The 18,141-nt window shown below is 61.1% G+C and carries 22 protein-coding genes, 1 tRNA gene and 1 pseudogene; 13 read left to right on the top strand and 11 right to left on the bottom strand.

The features are described from left to right. Window positions 1–2: 2 nt before the first annotated feature. A complete protein-coding gene (locus tag AC1DXO_RS25230; RefSeq protein WP_476980978.1) occupies window positions 3–896 on the bottom strand; it encodes a hypothetical protein in 894 nt (297 codons plus the stop codon). Between the two features lie 178 nt (window positions 897–1,074). Next, entirely contained in the window at window positions 1,075–1,848 is a 774-nt protein-coding gene (locus tag AC1DXO_RS25225; protein WP_476980977.1) for an SIMPL domain-containing protein, read from the bottom strand. A gap of 94 nt (window positions 1,849–1,942) precedes the next feature. Between AC1DXO_RS25225 and AC1DXO_RS25220 the strand changes: the two genes are divergently transcribed. Further along, a complete protein-coding gene (locus AC1DXO_RS25220) occupies window positions 1,943–3,088 on the top strand; it encodes a hypothetical protein (protein WP_476980976.1) in 1,146 nt (381 codons plus the stop codon). A 5-nt stretch (window positions 3,089–3,093) separates the two neighbouring features. On the opposite strand, the gene AC1DXO_RS25215 is transcribed toward AC1DXO_RS25220, so the two are convergent. After that, window positions 3,094–3,169, bottom strand: a tRNA-Ile gene (locus tag AC1DXO_RS25215). 43 nt (window positions 3,170–3,212) lie between these two features. Beyond that, entirely contained in the window at window positions 3,213–4,487 is a 1,275-nt protein-coding gene (locus AC1DXO_RS25210) for an MFS transporter (RefSeq protein WP_476980975.1), read from the bottom strand. Between the two features lie 92 nt (window positions 4,488–4,579). Between AC1DXO_RS25210 and AC1DXO_RS25205 the strand changes: the two genes are divergently transcribed. Then, window positions 4,580–5,149 carry a TetR/AcrR family transcriptional regulator gene (locus AC1DXO_RS25205; RefSeq protein WP_476980974.1) on the top strand — a complete coding sequence of 190 codons (570 nt, stop codon included), beginning with the start codon at window positions 4,580–4,582 and terminating at the stop codon, window positions 5,147–5,149. Window positions 5,150–5,172: 23 nt separating this feature from the next. Here the strand turns inward: AC1DXO_RS25205 and AC1DXO_RS25200 are convergent, their stop codons facing one another. The 3 genes from AC1DXO_RS25200 to AC1DXO_RS25190 are packed head-to-tail and all read right to left on the bottom strand — an operon-like array spanning window position 5,173 to window position 7,195. Next, on the bottom strand, window positions 5,173–5,445 hold the full coding sequence (locus AC1DXO_RS25200) for a GNAT family N-acetyltransferase (RefSeq protein WP_476980973.1): 273 nt from the start codon (window positions 5,443–5,445) through the stop codon (window positions 5,173–5,175). A 59-nt stretch (window positions 5,446–5,504) separates the two neighbouring features. Then, a complete protein-coding gene (locus AC1DXO_RS25195; RefSeq protein ID WP_476980972.1) occupies window positions 5,505–6,491 on the bottom strand; it encodes a M23 family metallopeptidase in 987 nt (328 codons plus the stop codon). Then, window positions 6,488–7,195, bottom strand: coding sequence for a hypothetical protein (locus AC1DXO_RS25190; protein WP_476980971.1), 708 nt, complete (start codon window positions 7,193–7,195; stop codon window positions 6,488–6,490). The genes AC1DXO_RS25195 and AC1DXO_RS25190 overlap by 4 nt, the downstream gene beginning before the upstream one ends. Window positions 7,196–7,445: 250 nt before the next feature. Between AC1DXO_RS25190 and AC1DXO_RS25185 the strand changes: the two genes are divergently transcribed. From AC1DXO_RS25185 to AC1DXO_RS25135, 11 genes and pseudogenes are all read left to right on the top strand, one after another. Next, the gene (locus tag AC1DXO_RS25185) at window positions 7,446–8,219 is read left to right on the top strand and encodes an SPOR domain-containing protein (protein ID WP_476980970.1); all 774 of its coding nucleotides are present in this window, start codon (window positions 7,446–7,448) and stop codon (window positions 8,217–8,219) included. A 12-nt stretch (window positions 8,220–8,231) separates the two neighbouring features. Then, on the top strand, window positions 8,232–9,302 hold the full coding sequence (nagZ, locus tag AC1DXO_RS25180) for a beta-N-acetylhexosaminidase (RefSeq protein WP_476980969.1): 1,071 nt from the start codon (window positions 8,232–8,234) through the stop codon (window positions 9,300–9,302). A 222-nt stretch (window positions 9,303–9,524) separates the two neighbouring features. Continuing rightward, window positions 9,525–10,388, top strand: a complete 864-nt coding sequence (locus AC1DXO_RS25175) for a segregation and condensation protein A (RefSeq protein ID WP_476980968.1) — start codon at window positions 9,525–9,527, stop codon at window positions 10,386–10,388. Next, window positions 10,385–11,032 (top strand): SMC-Scp complex subunit ScpB, encoded by a 648-nt coding sequence (gene scpB, locus AC1DXO_RS25170; protein ID WP_476980967.1) that lies wholly within the window; start codon window positions 10,385–10,387, stop codon window positions 11,030–11,032. The genes AC1DXO_RS25175 and scpB overlap by 4 nt, the downstream gene beginning before the upstream one ends. A gap of 18 nt (window positions 11,033–11,050) precedes the next feature. Further along, window positions 11,051–11,173, top strand: coding sequence for a hypothetical protein (locus tag AC1DXO_RS25165; RefSeq protein ID WP_476980966.1), 123 nt, complete (start codon window positions 11,051–11,053; stop codon window positions 11,171–11,173). 157 nt (window positions 11,174–11,330) lie between these two features. Further along, window positions 11,331–11,525: a twin-arginine translocase TatA/TatE family subunit gene (tatA, locus tag AC1DXO_RS25160; RefSeq protein WP_476980965.1), complete on the top strand. Its 195-nt coding sequence runs from the start codon at window positions 11,331–11,333 to the stop codon at window positions 11,523–11,525. A 36-nt stretch (window positions 11,526–11,561) separates the two neighbouring features. After that, window positions 11,562–11,790 (top strand): annotated as a pseudogene (gene tatB / locus AC1DXO_RS25155) (Sec-independent protein translocase protein TatB); the annotation flags it as partial. Window positions 11,791–12,133: 343 nt separating this feature from the next. Continuing rightward, on the top strand, window positions 12,134–13,090 hold the full coding sequence (gene tatC / locus AC1DXO_RS25150) for a twin-arginine translocase subunit TatC (protein ID WP_476980964.1): 957 nt from the start codon (window positions 12,134–12,136) through the stop codon (window positions 13,088–13,090). 102 nt (window positions 13,091–13,192) lie between these two features. Further along, entirely contained in the window at window positions 13,193–14,710 is a 1,518-nt protein-coding gene (gene serS / locus AC1DXO_RS25145) for a serine--tRNA ligase (RefSeq protein WP_476980963.1), read from the top strand. A gap of 243 nt (window positions 14,711–14,953) precedes the next feature. Next, window positions 14,954–15,769: a 5'/3'-nucleotidase SurE gene (surE, locus tag AC1DXO_RS25140; protein ID WP_476980962.1), complete on the top strand. Its 816-nt coding sequence runs from the start codon at window positions 14,954–14,956 to the stop codon at window positions 15,767–15,769. Further along, on the top strand, window positions 15,766–16,425 hold the full coding sequence (locus tag AC1DXO_RS25135) for a protein-L-isoaspartate(D-aspartate) O-methyltransferase (protein ID WP_476980961.1): 660 nt from the start codon (window positions 15,766–15,768) through the stop codon (window positions 16,423–16,425). The genes surE and AC1DXO_RS25135 overlap by 4 nt, the downstream gene beginning before the upstream one ends. A gap of 154 nt (window positions 16,426–16,579) precedes the next feature. Here the strand turns inward: AC1DXO_RS25135 and AC1DXO_RS25130 are convergent, their stop codons facing one another. From AC1DXO_RS25130 to AC1DXO_RS25115, 4 genes are read right to left on the bottom strand one after another with little or no spacing between them, the layout of a single operon-like run. Then, on the bottom strand, window positions 16,580–16,909 hold the full coding sequence (locus AC1DXO_RS25130) for a hypothetical protein (protein WP_476980960.1): 330 nt from the start codon (window positions 16,907–16,909) through the stop codon (window positions 16,580–16,582). Then, window positions 16,906–17,427, bottom strand: coding sequence for an RNA polymerase sigma factor (locus AC1DXO_RS25125; RefSeq protein WP_476980959.1), 522 nt, complete (start codon window positions 17,425–17,427; stop codon window positions 16,906–16,908). Before AC1DXO_RS25125 ends, AC1DXO_RS25130 begins: the two co-directional genes overlap by 4 nt. 27 nt (window positions 17,428–17,454) lie before the next feature. After that, window positions 17,455–17,931: a hypothetical protein gene (locus tag AC1DXO_RS25120; protein ID WP_476980958.1), complete on the bottom strand. Its 477-nt coding sequence runs from the start codon at window positions 17,929–17,931 to the stop codon at window positions 17,455–17,457. 12 nt (window positions 17,932–17,943) lie between these two features. After that, window positions 17,944–18,123, bottom strand: a complete 180-nt coding sequence (locus tag AC1DXO_RS25115) for a hypothetical protein (protein WP_476980957.1) — start codon at window positions 18,121–18,123, stop codon at window positions 17,944–17,946. Between the last annotated feature and the right edge of the window lie 18 nt (window positions 18,124–18,141).

Here is an 18,141-nt window from a genome sequence, read left to right as displayed (position 1 = left end):
GCTCAGCCTCCCTTGACGATATTGCTGATGGTCTTGGAGACCTGGGTCAGGATGTTGTCGTCGGCCTTGATCGTCCGGTCGGCTTCAGACTGGGCTTCGCTGCCCATGGTGACGTCGTCCATCTGGGCGATGACGTTGCGGATATAGCTGTCGGTCTTGCAGTCCTCGCTGTTCATGCTGTCGCACGACACATCGATCGAATAGACGACGCCGTAGCGCGAGAAGGTTGCTGTCCAGCCGTCTTCCATCTGGCTGATGCGAATGTCTTCCGCCACGCCAGCCAGGCGGGCAATGGCGCGCTTCGAGATGGCGCCCGTATCGGTCGGCACGAAGGTCCGGTTGCCGTAGACGGTCACCTGGGTACCGACGCGGTTTGGTTGCGGCATGTTGAGCGCGTAGGCGTCGCCAAAGCTGATCATCTTGGCCCGGGTCGAGTCGACGACGCCGCCCTCGCGCGGCAGGACGACCGGCAGGCGGGTCTTGTCGAGTTCGGCGCGGGGCAGGCGGGCCTTCAGGCCGCCGCTGACGCGGGCCTGTTTGGACATGATGCCGGCGCGGTTCGTCGCGGCCTGCCAATCGACCTTGGCGGGAGCCATGGGCTTGCGCAATAGGATGGGCTGACCGGCGACGCGATCGCCGAAAAAGGGTTTTCTAACGACCGCGGTTGGGGCGGCGGTCGTAGTCCGGGCCGGCGCCACAGTTGCGGCATCCGTCCCCTGCGCAGTCTCGGCCTTCAGGGCCGAATAGGCGACCGGATCAGTCGGTGTTGTTTCTGCGGCCTTTTCCTGCGCCTGGGCCGAAAGGATGAGGGCGCCACCGCCGCTCAGCCCGGCGACCACGCCGGCAATGACGGCGACCCGCGCGAGGGTGCCCTTACGATTATCTGGCTTAGACATTTTGTCAGCACTCCCCAGCCGGGTCCGTCCTTTTGGGCGTCCCTGATCAGCCTTGTGAACAGCTTGTCGAAGCTATCAGAAGGTTAATCCTTTGTCACCAGTGTGCGGCGGAGCCGCGATAACAAAACCGCCCCGCAGCAGGCTGCGGGGCGGCATATGTCACGGCAGAAGCTGCGGCCTATTCGAGTTCGAAGACGGCCGAGACGCTGACCGACAGCTTCATTTCACCGGACGACACCGGCGTGGAACTGTCCTTGGCGAAGGCTTCGGCACGCATTGCCATCATCGGCATTGGCGGCTGATAGACCGGCCCGCCTTCCGAGAGGTTCTGAATGCGCTTGACCTTCATGCCCATGGCCGAGGCGTAGAGGTTGGCGCGTTGCACAAGGGTCTTGACGGCCGTCTGACGCGCCTGGTCAAGGGCGGCATCGTCGTCCTTCAGGCCGAAGCCGATATTGTCGATCTGGTTGACGCCGGCGGCAATGACCGCGTCAATGACAGGACCGGTCTGGTCGAGCTTATTCACTCGCACAGTGACCTGGTTCAGCGCCTGGTAGCCGGTGAGCTTGGGCGGGGCGCCATTGGTGTCGTAATTATATTGCGGGCTGAGGTTAAGGCTCGAGGTCTGGATGTCCTTGGCGTCGATGCCGGCCGCCTTCAGCGCCGCCATGACCTGGTTCATCTTGACATTGTTGGCCTTCATGGCGCCGGACGCGTTGCCCGACTGGGTGACGACACCGAAGCTGACGGTCGCCATGTCGGGCGTGGCCGAGACTTCGCCATTGGCTGACAGGCTGAGCGTGGTCGGCATGGACATCATATGCATCATTCCGGGCACGGGTTGGGCTTGCACGGATTGAGCGGAAGCGGCGAACGGCACCAGCGCGAATGTCGCGGCCATGGTCGTTAAGGCCAATCCTTTGGCGAGGTTTTTGATCGGGAAGCGGGTCATGTGTTTTTCTCTCACGTTTCGGAAGGAAGGTCCTGCCGTTATCCACATAAGAGCGCAATGCGTCTGAACGGCGGCTGAACCGAATAAGACGGAAATGTGGTGGCCCCTTGACGCGTGCCGCATTTCCGCCTGTAGTTTCAAGGTGGGCCATCATATACACCTTATCTATGTGCGTTACCCGCTGTGGTTTGCCATCGTCTGCCAGATCGCGGATGTGCTGCGCCATGGCGGCGCCAAGGTGCTGTTCGTCGGCACGCTCAAGGTTCTGTCGGATATGCGGCGCTTCGGACTGGCGTCAGCGGATGAAATCCTGCTGCGCGAAAATGCCCGCGACTTCGTTGTGGCCACTGGGGCGGTGACCGTCCATATCCAGTATAACCACAAGGGCGTGGCGGAGTATGTACAGTGCGTTCGGCCGGCGACCGGTCAGGACCAGGTGACGGTCAGCTTCTATCCCGATGGCTATACGAACCGGATCTACAAGCGTCCGGTCGTCGAGGCGCTGTTCGCCGGTGGTGATGAAAATAGCGGCACCCTGTACCAGATGGATATGGCGCCGAAGAAACCCGGCCTAATTCCCGGTGTCAGCGGTATCGAGACAATCGATTCGGGCCATATTGACGGCTACATCAATGCTGCACCCGTCCGGCAACAGGCGACCGAGGCGCTGGAAAGCCTGGCCATCGCGCATCCCGACGTGGTGCTGCTGATGCTGCGGTCGTGGGGCAATCCGGACAACCGGTTGCTGAAGTTTGACGGTGGGGCGGCGGTCTATGCCGACGTCGTGGCGAAGACGGTTGCTGCGATCCGGCACGATATCGGCCGCGACGTTACCGTTATCGTCAGGCCCGACAACCGTGACTACATCTATTCGAACCGGGTCATGGAAGCCTTGCGCCCTCAGGTCGATTTTCAGCTTGCGGCGCCCGGCTGGCACGATCGCCTGCCGTTCGATGCCTTCCTGTATCATTTCGATCAGATCCTGCCGGACGCCAGGCTTCATGTCGTCGGATTTGATTCCACGGCCAGCCTGCCGATGATCGTGCTTGGCAAGGGGTATGCGCACTATTTCGGCGCCCCGGAGGCGGCCTTTCCGGAGGCTCTGCGTGACAGCGCCGGCGTCAAGCAAATCCAGCACAAGCTGAAAACGCTGCGGCAGTTCCTTTACGGATTGCCGAAGGGCCAATGCGAAATCCAGGAATTCTGTCCGATGATGTTTCGGGTCAGGACCCATGCCTGACGGTTTGGTAGGCGAGGAGGGACTCGAACCCCCAACCAGACCGTTATGAGCGGTCGGCTCTAACCATTGAGCTACTCGCCCCTACCGGAAAGAGTGGCGGTGCTATCACGGGATTCAACGGGTTTCAAGCTTTGGCCGCAACGCCGGCTGTTTTTGCCCGGACGACCGTCAGCACCATCAGTGCCGCCAGCAGGCACAGGCTGCCGGCGATGATAAAGGCCGGCAGATAGGTGTTATAGGTCGTACGGATATAACCGGCCGTGAAGGCAATAGACGCAGCACCCAGTTGATGGCCGCAGAACACCCAGCCGAAGACGATGCCGGCCTTCTCCTTGCCGAACTTTTCCGCTGTCAGCTTGACCGTCGGCGGCACGGTGGCGATCCAGTCGAGACCATAGAAGACGGCAAACGGCGACAGGCCCATGAAGGTGAACTCGGCATGCGGCAGATACAGCAGGGACAGACCGCGCAGGCCGTAATACCAGAACAGAAGCCAGCGCGAATCGACGCGATCCGACAGCCAGCCCGAGCCGACCGTGCCGAAGAAGTCGAACACACCCATCATGGCCAGGACACCGGCTGCTGTCACTGCCGCCATGCCGTAATCACCGCACAGGCTGACGAAATGGGTCTGGATCAGGCCGTTGGTCGAGGCGCCGCAGATGAAGAAGCTGGCAAACAGAACCCAGAAGGTGCGGGTTCTGGCGGCTTCGAGGAAGACCTTGAACGGTTGCAGGTTCTGCGGCGCGACGGCGGCCTCGACCGCGTCTTCGCCATAGGCCGGGAGGTCGAGGTCACGCGGCCGGTCACGCAACAGCAGAATGACCAGGACAAAGGCCGTGGCCAGCAGGGCGCAAACGAGGACGAGGGCGGCACGCCAACCGTGATCCTGCGCCAGGCGGGCGATGACTGGCAGGAAAGCCAACTGTCCGGTTGCCGAACTGGCGGTCAGCAGTCCGATGACCAGGCCGCGGCGCTTGACGAACCAACGGCTGGCGACCGTAGCGCCCAGCACGATAGCGGTCATGCCGGTGCCGACGCCGACGAAGATCCCCCAGAACAACAGAAGCTGCCAGATCTGGTTCATCACCAGCGACAGGCCAAGCCCCGCCAGGATCAGCGCCAGGGCGCAGGAGACCACGCGTTTCAGGCCGAAGCGCGCCATCAGCCAGGCGGCGAACGGGGCTATGGCGCCCAGCAGCACCAGGCGAACGGCCAGGGCGCCGGAGATCTCCGCGGTCGTCCAGTGGAATTCGCGCTCCAGCGGCGGCATCAGCACGCCCGGCGCACCCAGGGCGCAGGCGGTGGTCAGCATGACGAAGAAGGTCACACCCGCCATGACCCAGCCATAGTGGATATTGCGTTGCCTAAGCGTCGTGGCGAGGGCGGTCGAGATCATGGCAGTCTCACTTAATCATGATGGTGATCATGATTGCATTTATGATGGTGATCATGTATAGTCAATGCCAGAATTCGTAAGAGAACTGCCAAATGGCGAAAACATCGCGTGCTACGGTCGAACATAATCGCGAACGGCTGTTGGCCACCGCGTCCGAGCAGGTGCGTAAACACGGCATTGATGGCGTCAAGGTCGCCGACCTGATGCGCGAGGTCGGCCTGACCCATGGTGGCTTCTCGACCTATTTCGCCTCAAAGGAAGACCTGGTCGCCCAGGCCTGTGCGGCAACCGTGCAGCGCCAGTCCGAACGCGTGCGGCGGGCGGCAGAGACGGGGGACGCGCGGACGGAAGTGCTGGCCCTGTATGATCGCTACCTGTCTCAGAAGAACCGCGACAATCCGGATCAGGCGTGCCTGTTTCCGTCCCTGGCCGGCGAAATGCCGCGCCAGCCCGAAGCGGTGCGGGCCATCTTTACCGAAGGCTTGAAAGACTATGTGGGCGGGCTGCAAAGCCTGTTGGGCGGGAATGAGGCCGAGGCGATGAGCGTCATGGCGTCACTAGTCGGCGCCATGGTCCTCGCGCGGGCGGTCGATGACGCGGAATATTCTGATCGAATCCTGGCCGCAGTCGGGAGCGGGCTAACGAAGAATATGGCTGCGTGATCGTCAGATAATAGGTTCCGCGCCTATCCCGCCATATCGGCATACTCGGGATGCCGGCGGATCCAGGCGGCCGCATAGCCGCAGATCGGGATGACCTTCAGGTTCCGTTTCCGCGCCGAATCCATGACGCCCTCCATCAACCGACCGGCCGTGCCCTTGCCACGCAGTGCGGGCGGGGATTCGACATATTCGATATACATCGTCTGGCCGTTCAGGCGGTAGTCGGCGACGGCCATTGCGCCGTCTTCCGTAAGCTCAAACCGGTCACGGGCGGAATTGTCGATCACATTGGACATGGCTGTCTCCTTGATGCGCAGGCAAGAGAGATAGTCACGACAGAATAAGCAAACAATATCTACCAGTTACTCGTGGTGCAGCCGGCGCCGGCCATCTTGCGCTGATACGACGCGACCAGGGCCTGGTACGGCGGGACGAAGGTATTTTTGGGCCGGACCTGGCCGTCGATGGTTTCCGCCACGTCGAGGCGCATTTCGAAATGCAGGTGGACGGTGGTGTAGGGTTTGACCACACCATTGACGAGGCCGTAATTGGCGATCCGCCCCAGCTTCTGGCCACCCGAGACGCTGTCGCCGACATGCCAGTGCGTCTTGAAATCCGGGTTCATGTGTAGATAGCGATAGACGCGGTAGGGCGGGGTGGTGGCACGCAGGGTCAGGGTGAACGAGCCGATGTCCTTGATGCGGGCGTTTTCCGGCGCCACGGCCCAGTGGACGCTGGCCGCGCAGGTGGCCGGGCGTATATCCTGGCCCTGGTGACCGTAGCCGCTGTGGCACAGGATGTTTTTCGTACCGTCGGAAACGCCGCGATATTCGCAGAAATTGTCGCGCCACGGATATTCGTAGTTGCTGTCGGCGCAGGCGCTGCCGTTTACCGTGGCGCCACGCGTCGGATAGTTGCTGCCGCCGGGATTGAAGACCTGCGAATTGGCATAGGCCAGGTCTTCCGCCGGGAAACACATGGTCGGCGACCAGTTGGCAACATTGCTGTAGGCCGCAAAGGCGGGGATCGAACCGTTCGACGTCCATGAACCCGGGATCAGGTCGGTTGGCGGCAGGAAGCTGAAGCCGCCCGGCGCGTCGACACTGGCGCTCTCCGAAGCGGACTCAGATGCAGCTTCGCTGGTCGTAGCGCTCGTTTCGCCGGGCGCAACGGATGCACCGTCAGCGCTGGACGATGACACGGAAGATGTTGCCGCACCGCCGATGGGCAGGACCGGCAGGCCATACTTGGCGCCATTGCACTGATACAGCACGGCCAGCAGGATCAGCAAAAGGATGAAGATGATGGGGCCACTGCCGCCCGATCCACTGTTGCGGCTCATGACATCACCTCACGATTTGCGGTGAAGGGGCCGAAGGGATCGCGGTCGTTGTAGGCTTCGGTCGCGCTGAGGAAGACGCGCAGCGACTTGGCGCCCAGCACGACGGTGGTCAGGCTTTGCGTCAGCTTGATGACATAGTCAGGCTTTTCGCAGGTCGCCATGGCCTGGGGGCTGCCGCAGGTGACTTCGGCCGTATAGGACATGCCGTATTTGGAGAAGCTGGCGAGCCAGCCGTCTTCCGTCTTTTCAATCAGTACCGGAACGTCGGCGCCGCCGATATTGACCGTATCGTATTTGGTTCGCGACAGGGTGCCGGCCTCGACGGGAACGAAGACGCGGTTGCCGCTGAGCAGCACGGTCAGGCCCGGAGTCGGTTGCGGAATATTGATGTCATAGACATCGCCCAGGCTATAAAAGATCAGGCCGTTGGTCGAAACGCCGCTGGCCGCATCGGGCAGCAGGATCGGAATATTGGTGTTGTCGACCTCGGGTTGGCCGGGGCGCAAGGGGCGCGAATATTGCGCGTTGGCCTCAATATTATAGTTGAAGTCGCGCGATACCGCCTTCCAGTCGATGCGGGCCGGGGGCATGGCGCGGGGACCGGCGTCCTGGGTCTGGGCGGTGACGGCGAAAAGTACGCCGGTCGCGGTCAGGACGGCGCCCAGCGCGGCGGTAACGGTATAGGCCAGTTGGCTGCCGGTCACGAAAGCCCCCTTCAATAACTGCGTTCTGTCGGTTCTTAGCAGGCTTTTGGCCCGGAGTCCTTCTCGGAATTAAGAGAGTCCTTCGCGGCGTTAAGGATTAGCAGCATTATTTGGCGACCTGAACATTTTTGGCCACAGGGGTGTCAAAATCGTCAGGTAATCTCTATTCTCTTGGCCTGCCTGAGTGGGAATCAGGCCATCAGTACATTTTCAGGCCCATAAATTACCCACGGGCCAGGGACTTCATTCCATGCTGGACAAGGATCGCGGCACCTATTCGCCCCCGACCGAAGACAATCTGAGCTACGAAACGCGCCGCACGGCGTCGCGCGACCAGGCGCCCCTGACCCTGATTATCAGCGGCATCGTGCTGGTCGTCGTGCTCCTGGCGGCTGTCCTGTTCTATAATTCCAAGTACAGCAGTCGCAATCACGTACCGACCGAGGTCGGCGAAACGGTCGGCGATTTCAAGGACGACAAGGTCACGGACGCCAAGGTGTTGAGCGACGCCGACCTCAATGGCGCCGAGACCGACGACAGCCAGGCCAAGTTTGCCCCAGGCAGCGAAACGCCGGCCCTGCGCGACACGGCGTCGGAAACCAATGCCGCGCCGCCGGTCGCCACGCCGATCGAAGGACCGCTGCCGTCGCAGGCGGGCAAGACGGACTCGGTAGACGACACGCCGGTGCCGGGCACGCCCGTCGCCGTAGCGCCCAAACCTGCCACACCCAAGCCTGCCGCTTCGGTCGCGGCGCCGGCGGCCGTTAGCGCCCCCGTCGCGCCGACGGGTACGTCAGCTGTGCAGATCGGCGCCTATAATTCTCCCGAACAGGCCAATGCCGAATATGCCAAGGTGGCGTCGTCCTATGGTCTGTTCGTCGGTGGCGCCGGCAAGAAGATCGAAAAGGTCGTGACCGACAAGGGCACCTTTTATCGTACGGCCTTCACCGGACTGAGCGCGGACAAGGCCAAGTCCTTCTGCGCGGCGCTGAAGTCGGCCGGCCGCGCCTGCATCCTGCGATAAGGAAATTACGCCTTGGCCAAAGCCGATATCCGGGCCTGTATCCTGGGCCTTTCCGGTACCGAACTGACGGCCGAGGAACGCCGCTTTTTTCATGACCATCCGCCCCTGGGCTTTATCCTGTTCCGGCGCAATGTCGAAACCCCGGACCAGGTCAAGGCGCTGGTTGACGCGCTGAAGGCCTGCGTGCCGCACGACCCGCTGGTCCTGATCGACCAGGAAGGCGGCCGTGTCCGTCGCTTGCGTCCGCCGCACTGGCCCGACTATCCGGCGGCTTCGCGTTTCGCCGAAGTCTGCAACGATGCCTTCGAACAGCGTGAATATGTCCGGCTTGGGGCACGCCTGATGGCGCACGACCTGCATGCCCTGGGTATCAATGTCGACTGCGTGCCGGTGCTGGACGTGCCGCAACCTGGCGCTCACGACATTATCGGTGATCGCGCCTATGGCCTGACGCCGCAGGACGTCGCCGTCATGGGGCGGGCCGCGTGCGAAGGCCTGCTGGCCGGTGGAGTCTTGCCGGTGATCAAGCACATTCCGGGACATGGCCGGGCAGGGGCCGATTCCCATACCGATCTGCCGAGGGTCGATACAAAGCTCGAAGAGTTGCTGAAGGTCGACTTCTATCCCTTCCAGGTCAATGCCGACATGCCGATCGCCATGACCGCCCACGTTTTGTACAAGGCGATCGACCGGCGCAATACGGCGACAACGTCGCGCAAGTGTATCAAGGTGATCCGTGAGGTGATCGGGTTCGACGGTCTGTTGATCTGTGACGATCTGTCGATGAATGCCCTGTCGGGTGACCTGCATCGCCGGGCGAAGGACAGTTTGCGCGCCGGTTGCGATGTCCTGTTGCACTGTAACGGCCAGATGGACCAGATGAAGGCTGTTATGACCGAGACACCGAAGCTGCGCCGTGAGGCCCTGCGGCGGGCTGAGGCGGCGTTTCGGCGCATTCTGAAGGCGCCGGAACCGTTGGATGTGTCAGAGGCGCGGGCGCGCTTCGATGTGGTGCTGAGCCGAGGGCATGAGTCGGACGTGGCGATCGATCCGACGGAGGTTCTGGCGGGCGCGCCGGTATGAAGAAGGTTTATCCCCAGGTTGCGCAGACAAGCGTTAAGCGCGCTCACCCCTCCGTCGGCTTCGCCGCCACCTCCCCATTGCTTCGCAAGCGCTTCGCAACAGGGAGGAGGGAGGTGCCGAAAACCAGCTTGGCGAATCTATCTCCCTCCTCCCTATTCCGAAGGAAAGGGGAGGTGGCGCGCAGCGCCGGAGGGGTAACCTCTGCCTTCAGGGAGCCTGTATATGTCGCGTGAGCCGACCCAGCCTCCCATGCTCGACCACGACGTCCGCCAGAGCCGGCTGGACTTCAACGTCCAGGCGCCCGAGACGCCCGAGGAAATCGCACCCGAAGAAGCCCTGGTGCTCGATCTCGACGGCTATGAAGGCCCGCTGCACGTCCTCCTGGCCCTGGCACGGTCGCAAAAGGTCGACCTGCTGAAGATTTCGATCACCAAACTGGCCGAACAATATCTGGCCTTCATCCACGAAGCGCGCAAACGGCGGTTCTCGCTGGCCGCCGACTATCTCGTCATGGCGTCGTGGCTGGCCTATCTGAAATCACGCCTGCTGCTGCCGCGCAATGAACGCAAGGCGGGCAACGAGCCGGCGCCGGAAGACATGGCCGCCGCCCTGGCGTTCCGGCTGAAGAAGCTGGAAGCCATGCGCAAGGCCGTCGAGGCCCTGACCGAGCGGCCGCAATTGAAGCGCGACGTCTTTGCCCGCGGCGATCCTGAGGCGCGGATGATCATCCCGTCATCGCGCATCGAGGCCAATGTCTTCGACCTGATGAGCGCCTATGTCACCCAACGCCGTCGTGAAACCGAACGCCACTATGACCCGACCCGCCGCATCGAGGCCTATTCCCTGGAAGATGCCCGCGACCATCTGCGCGCGCGCCTTCCGTCTTTGAGCACTTGGACGGCGCTTGACGATGTGGCGCCGCATCCGCGCAGCGCCGCAGGGCCGCGTCGGGTGTCCTATCTGGCTTCAACCCTGTCGGCATCGCTTGAGCTGGCCAAGGAAGGACAGTTGCAGGTCCAACAACTGGCGACCTTTGAAACCCTGTACATGCGCAAACGCCAGCCGATCATCGGGAGCGAGCCATGACCCCGGAAACCCTGGAACGCGCCGTCGAAGCGCTATTGTTTGCCGCCGACGGCCCCCTGTCGGCCGCCGAACTGGCCTATCGCCTGCCGGAAGGCTGCGACGTCGGCAAGGCGCTGGCGGGGCTGAAGGCGCGCTATGCCGGTCGCGGCGTGGCGCTGGAGGTGATCAACGACCGCTGGCAGTTCCGCACCGCCGCCGATCTCGGCTATCTGATGGTCGAGGAGCGCGAGGAGCCGCGCCGCCTGTCCAAGGCCGCCCTGGAAACCCTGGCCATCATCGCCTACCACCAGCCGGTGACGCGGGCCGAGATCGAATCGGTGCGGGGCGTCGGATTGTCGCGCGGGACGCTGGATGTGCTGCACGAAATGAACCTGATCAAGCTGCGCGGACGCCGGCGCACACCGGGGCGCCCGGTGACCTACGGCACGACCGAGACCTTCCTGGAGCAGTTTTCCCTGCCCAGCCTGGCCGACCTGCCGGGCGCCGCCGAAATGCGCGCAGCCGGTCTGCTGGATATCAATGTGCCGGCCGACTTCATGGTGCCCGATCCCTCATCGGGTCAGGTGCTGGAAGACGCCGCCAGTCTGGAAGATCTGGAAGAGGTCGAATTCGCGCAGGATTTCTTCGAAGACGCGAAAAGCTGATAAAACAGGGGACAGACTATGGGTAGTTTCAGTATTATACACGGCTTGATCCTGCTGATCGTTCTGGCCACTCCGATTGTTGCGGTCGTCGTTGTCGTGGCGGTCGTGCGCAGTGAAAAGAAGCGCAGACGCAAGGATTAACCTTGTCCGCAGAAAATTTTTGCAAAGACCTGCGCAAACCGCGCAAAAGTTCTTCCAAATTAAGACATAAAAAGCCTATAAGGGCTGAAATTTACATCGCGCCCGCCCCATATGACGAGTCATGCCTGGAGCGAGAGGCGCAAAGGAGACGAGTATTATGGGTGGTATGAGCTGGATTCACTGGGCCATTGTTGCGGTGGTTGCCTTGCTCCTGTTCGGCGGCCGTGGTCAGATTACGAACCTGATGGGTGATGCCGCCAAGGGCATCAAGGCCTTCAAGGACGGTCTGAAAGACGAAGCCGACGAGAAAAAAGACGCCAAGAAGGCCGATAGCGAAGAGCCCAAGGCGTAAGCCGCGACCTCAGATTCTTAAGAGAAAGCTGCAATCATGTTGCCCGGTATCGGCGGCAGTGAGCTAATCATCATTGCGATTGTCGCCCTCGTCGTCGTCGGGCCCAAGGATTTGCCGAAGCTGTTGCGCCAACTGGGGCGCTTCGTCGGTAAGATGCGCTCGATGGCCGACGATTTTCGGGCCTCCTTCGACGACATGGCGCGTCAGAGCGAACTCGACGAACTGCGCAAGGAGGTCGAGGCCCTGCGCTCGACCAATCCGGCGTCCAGCGTGTTGAGCGACGTCAATAACCAGATGCGCGCCATCGATAGCGACATCAAGGACAGCGTCAATCGCCTCGACGCGCCGATTGCCATTTCCGATCCGCAACTGGACGGTCTGCCACCGAAGTGGGATGCCACGGTAGCACCCGATAATGCGCCGCCCTCCGTCCTCACGGACTCTGTCCTCACGGACTCGGTTATGACCGAAGCCGCGTCCGACGTCATGGCCAGGAAGCCGCGCGTCCGCAAGCCGAAGCCCGAACCTGCGCCTGAGCCATTACTTGCAACTGAAATTGTAGCGGAACCAGCCGTGGCGCCCAGGCGTAAACCCAGGAAGACTGTCTCGTGAGCGAAACGACCAACCTGCCTGCGGCAATCGAGGACAAGCACAAGCGCAAGCTGGTGACCCAAGGGGCGCCCATCATTCATGATGATGACGCGGAGATCGAACAGTCGCGCGCGCCGCTGATGGATCACCTGATCGAACTGCGTCAGCGGATCATCGCCATGGTGGTCGGTTTCGCCCTGTCGGTCATCGCCTGTTATACCGTGCACATGCACATTTTGAAGATACTGATCCGTCCCTATCAGGTGGCGACGGCGCTTTACAATGAGCAAAAGGCGGTCGCCCACCCCGGACCTTTCGACCTGATCCTGGTGCTGACCGGCTATAAGCATATTGATGTGGTCAAGGACATTCCGCTGATCGCCACGGCGCCGATGGAAATTTTCTTTACCTATCTGCGCCTGGCCATGTTCGGCGGTGTCATCGTCAGCTTCCCGTTCATGGCCTATCACCTGTATCGGTTTGTCGCACCGGGTCTCTATAAGCGGGAGCGCATGGCCTTCCTGCCGTTCCTGATCGCCGCGCCGGTACTGTTCGTCATGGGTATGGCGCTTGTTTACTACATCATCCTGCCGATGGTGCTGTGGTTCTCGCTGAGCCAGCAGGGTGACGGTGCGCATGGCGTCATGGTGCAGTTCCTGCCCAAGGTGTCGGAGTTCCTGCAACTGGTTGAAACCCTGATGATCGCGTTTGGCCTGTGCTTCCAGTTGCCGGTGATTATCACCCTGCTGGGCCTGGCCGGGATCGTCAATTCCAAGATGCTGGCTTCGCTGCGCCGCTATGCCATCCTGGCGATCGTGGTGGTGGCGGCGATCATCACCCCGCCCGACATGATCTCGCAATTGATGCTGACCATTCCGATCGTGTTGCTGTACGAAGTGGCCATCCTGTGCGTGCGCATCATCGAATGGAACCGCAAGGGCCAGGACGCTCCGACCGTCGAAGCGGAATCGTGATAGCGCCCAACGGCGCCTGACTCACCATCTAATCGTTGACCAAAGACGTTCCGGTGCCTAAACGCACTGGGACCTGAACGGCTATATTCCCCCGAGGCTACCATGCACGACATCAAGGCACTGCGCGAAAACCCGACCCAGTATGTCCAGGGCTGGACGTCGCGTGGCCGTGAGTCGGCGCAAAGCGATGTCGACGGCTTGATCGCCCTGGATGCAGACTTGCGGGCGGCCCAGACGGCGTTCCAGACGGCCCAGAGCCGGCGTAACGAAGCGTCGAAGCAGATCGGCCAGGCCAAGGCGCAGAAGGACGAGGCGAAGGCTCAGGCCCTGATGACCGAAGTCGAGGGGTTGAAGGCGACGCTGGAAACCGAAGAGGGCCGCCAGCGCGAACTGGGCGAGAAGCTGCGCATCGAACTGGCGTCGTTGCCGAATATTCCGTTCGAGGATGTGCCGCAGGGCCCCGATGAACACGGCAATATCGAACAGCGCCGCTGGGGTACGCCCGTTGGGCTAACCTTTACGCCGAAAGATCACGCCGATCTGGGTGAGGCCCTAAAAGGTCCGCTTGGTTCGCTTATGGATTTCGAAGCGGCGGCCAAGATATCCGGCGCGCGGTTTGTCGTGTTGAAGGGCCAACTGGCGCGACTGGAACGTGCGATCGGCCAATTCATGTTGGATGTTCAGACGAGCGAGCACGGATATACCGAAGTCAATCCGCCAGTCCTGGTCAAAGACCATGCCATGTTCGGCACGGGCCAGTTGCCGAAATTTAAGGAGGATTTATTTGTTGCGCGGTCAACGAACTGGGACTCAGTTAAAAGTAAAATAGATGAAGTGTTTGAAATGTATTTAGATTTGAGCACTTCATTTGCTGAAGAGGAAGCAGAGGAGAAAAACAAAAAGTTCTCCCGCGAAAAATTTAGAGGCCGTCTTGCCGACAGAATGGCAGAGGCTCCTAAATTTGTGTTCGATCATGAGAATGTAAAAGAGGCATTGGAATCTGGTATTTTTAGCGACGAGCGCTTTCTCATTCCCACCGCTGAGGTGTCGCTGACCAACCTTGTTCGTGAAGCTATCACGGCCGAAGAAGAGCTGCCCTTGCGTTTGACAGCCCTGACCAACTGTTTCCGCGCCGAGGCCGGATCGGCGGGGCGCGACACCAAGGGGATGATCCGCCAGCACCAGTTCCAGAAGGTCGAATTGGTCTCGATTACGACGCCCGAGCAATCGGCGGCCGAGCATGAGCGCATGACGGACTGCGCCGAGACCATCCTGAAAAAGCTGGAACTTCCGTTCCGCACCATGCTGCTGTGTACCGGCGATATGGGCTTCGGTGCGCGCAAGACCTACGATCTGGAAGTATGGCTGCCATCGCAAAATACCTATCGCGAGATTTCGTCCTGTTCGAACTGCGGCGATTTCCAGGCGCGCCGCATGGACGCCCGCAGCCGCAAGGCCGGCGAAAAGGGCACGCGCTTTGTCCATACGTTGAACGGCTCTGGCCTGGCGGTCGGCCGGACCCTGGTCGCTATTATGGAAAACTACCAGGATGAGAACGGGAAGATCGCCATTCCGGCCGTCCTGCAACCCTATATGGGCGGTTTGACACAGATTGGCTGACGGTAAGAAGGATTTTTCCACAGATTTTCACAGATTAGCACAGATTTTTCAGTGGGTTAATTCGCCGCATTGCGAATGAGGGGCGCTGTTTTCTGGCGCAAAGCGCCGTTTTCTTAATCTGTGAAAATCTGTGCCAATCTGTGGGCAGACTCTTTTCACTACACGAGAAATTTCTCATCCTGGCCACTTTTTGTTCCGCTCCCCGGTTGCCTTGGCGCGCGAAATCGCCCTAAACATTAAGCCATGCGTATCCTGTTGACTAATGACGATGGCATCGAAGCCTATGGCCTCGAAGTGCTGTACCAGATCGCCCGCCAGCTCAGCGACGATGTGTGGATCTGCGCCCCCGTGGTCGAGCAATCGGGCAAGGGCAGGGGGGTGACACTCCACGACCCGCTGCGCGTCAAGCGCTTGGGCAACAAGCGTTTCGCCGTCTCCGGCACGCCGACCGACTGCGTCCAGATCGCCGTCAACGACCTGATGGATTTCCCGCCCGACCTGTTGCTGTCGGGTGTCAACCGCGGCTTCAACCTGGCCCAGGACGTGACCCTGTCGGGAACGGTGGCCGGTGCGCTGCAGGGCATGACCCTCGGCATTCCGTCAATCGCCCTGTCGCAATGTCTCGATTTCGATGTCGACCTGGAAACCCAGTGGAACGCCACCCAGGTCCATGGCGCGGCCGTGCTCAGTGCCGTGCTCGAAAAGGGCTGGCCCGCCGATGTGGTCGTCAATATCAACTTCCCGGACTGTCCGGCCGAGGCCGTCACCGGCATCGAGGTCACCAAACAGGGCCTGCGTGACGCCCATGAAATGCACGCCGTCAAGCGCTGCGACCCGCGCGGTCGCGACTATTACTGGATCGATTTTCACGATTATGAGCAGACCCTGGTCGACGGTACCGACCTGAAGGCGGTCGCCGAGCGGCGGATATCGGTCACGCCCCTGCATCTCGACCTGACGCATTACGAGACGCTGCACCGGATGCGCAAGACGCTGGGCGGAACCGTGCCGAAACAAATTAATGTTGAACAGGTCGTTGAAAAAGAGGTGCTGAAATGAGCGAAGCGCCGAAAAATGTCGTCGAAGAGACCCGGTTGCAGCGCCTGATCAACGGCCTGAAACATCAGGGCATTGACGACAAGAAGACCTTGCATGCGCTGGAGATCACGCCGCGCGACCTGTTCGTGCCGGAACTGTTTCTCGATCGCAGCTGGGAAGACTCGGCGATACCGATCAATTGCGGCCAGACCATATCGCAGCCCTATATCGTCGCCCTGATGACTCAGTCGCTGAAGATCGAGGGGCGGCACCGCGTGCTGGAGATCGGCACCGGCAGCGGTTATCAGACGGCGATCCTGGCGCGGCTGGCGCGCTATGTCTATACGATCGAGCGCTACCGGTCGCTGATGGTCGAGGCCGAGATTCGGCACAAGCGACTGATGCTGGAAAATATCATCTACCGTTTCGGCGACGGCTGGGACGGCTGGCCGGAACAGGCGCCGTTCGATCGTATCCTGGTCACGGCCGCCTTGCCGGAAGCACCGGTCGAACTGCTGAGCCAGTTAAAGCCCAAGGGGATCATGGTAGGACCGCAAGGCAAGGGCTCGACCCAGCGCCTGCTGCGCTATACGCGCACACCTGACGGTTACGATACCGAGGATCTGGGCGAGGTGCGTTTCGTGCCACTGATATCGGGCGTCGCAAAAGACGTCTAAGAGACTGTTTGCAAATTCGTCAGGCTGGTCTGCAAAGGGCCGTTTTCTGCGCTTCCGGTGCTCACGTACTTGAGTACGCTCCGCTCCGGTTCTCGAAACCAGCCCTTTTCGCCTCAGCCTGACGAATTTTCAATACAGTCTCTAATCGGCCCGGCTAAACCGGTATGCCGAAATCGCGCAGGGCCGGGGCCAGATATTGCCAGCCGACGGCGATCATGCCGAGAACGGCGAGGGTGATGACGGCCGGCACAACGTCCTGACCGAACTGGACCAAAACCGGCGTAACATAGGGCATGATGACGAAGAGGACGGCAATGGCGACAACGCCGCCGGTCAGCCACCATCCGAGATTTTCGATCAGACGGCGGCGCTCGATCTTTTCCATGACCGTAATGACGAAGCCGACATCGCGCGCCGGTTGGCTCGGCGGCGTAATTTGGGCGTCCTCGGCGGCGAACAGGGCTTTCAGGGCGTCTTCACTCATGAGGCTACTCCCAGCAGGGCACTTAGTCGTTCGCGCCCCTTCTGAATATGCGACTTTACTGTGCCGAGGGGAAGCCCCAGAATTTCGGCGGCTTCGCTGTGGCTGTAATCGGCAGCGACACACAGGCTGATGGCGGCGCGCTGGTCTATGGGAAGCTGGCCCAGTGCGGTTTGAAGGCTCAGCCGGGTGTCGGCGGTCGAAGTCGTCTGTTGCGGCATCAGGTCGTGCCATTCGCTGTCGCGCCGCGCCTGACGCCCGAAGCGGCGGCGGTCGTTGAGCGCCTTGCGGTAGGCGATGCCGCAGACAAAGGTGCGGAAGGAAACGCCGTCGCGCAGTCGGTCGAGTCGCGACCAGGCTGTGACGAAGGCGTCCTGCGCCAGGTCGTCGGCCTCGTCACCGGCCAGGCGACGCAGGAAGGCACGCACAGCTTGCTGGTGTTGGGCGACCAGCCGCGAAAAGGCGTCGTCCGAGCCCTGACGGGCCCGGCGCACCAGAGCGGTCTCATTTGCCGGATCCATGATGTCAGCTCTGGTGCGGGCCTGTAATCAGTCGTCCCGCCGGTCGCGTTTATCATCGAGATCACCTGGGTAATCGCGCGGCTTCGGGCCGAAGATGGCGTTGCCGACAGCAATGACGAACCAGACCGTGGCGGCGACGCCAAAGGCGAGCGCCAGGGCCAGGAAGATGGTGTGCGGACCGTGCTCGCCATAATATCCGGCGTAGCCGAAGCCGGCGGCGAGGGCGGCAAAAACAACGATCTTGCTCCAACCGTAGCCGTAGCGATAGCGCCGGCGATAGTAGCGGCGGCCATAGCCATGATCGAAAGCGCGGTCTTCATCGGATTTCAACGCGTCGAGCAGGAAGGCCGGCGGTTCCTTGCCCTGGTCGGCATAGGATTTGAGCAACCGCAGGGTTTCGCTGCGGTGATGGTGGTGACTGAACATACCGAACACCCCCATCAGCATGCCGCCGACCGGAAAGATCAGCCACCAGTAGGCGGAGAAAAAGTCTAGAGCGGTCATGAATATAGTCCTTTAGCAGTCGAGATTGCGGCGCAGGCTGTCGGGGACAGACTGTCCCTTGTCGAGATAGGCCTTCATCAGGTCAAGCTTCTTTTGCTCGTAGCTGTTGCGCAGGAACATGCGGACGATGCCCGACACCATGAACATGATCGGGAAGATAAGCCACCAGTAGTGGAAAAAGTCGATAGTCATTGAGGTCTCTCCTTGAAG

It is taken from the genome of Asticcacaulis sp. P2_C5, assembly GCF_056404555.1.
The sequence above is the reverse complement of the archived record's forward strand: the minus strand, read 5'-3'. Positions and strand labels throughout refer to the sequence as shown.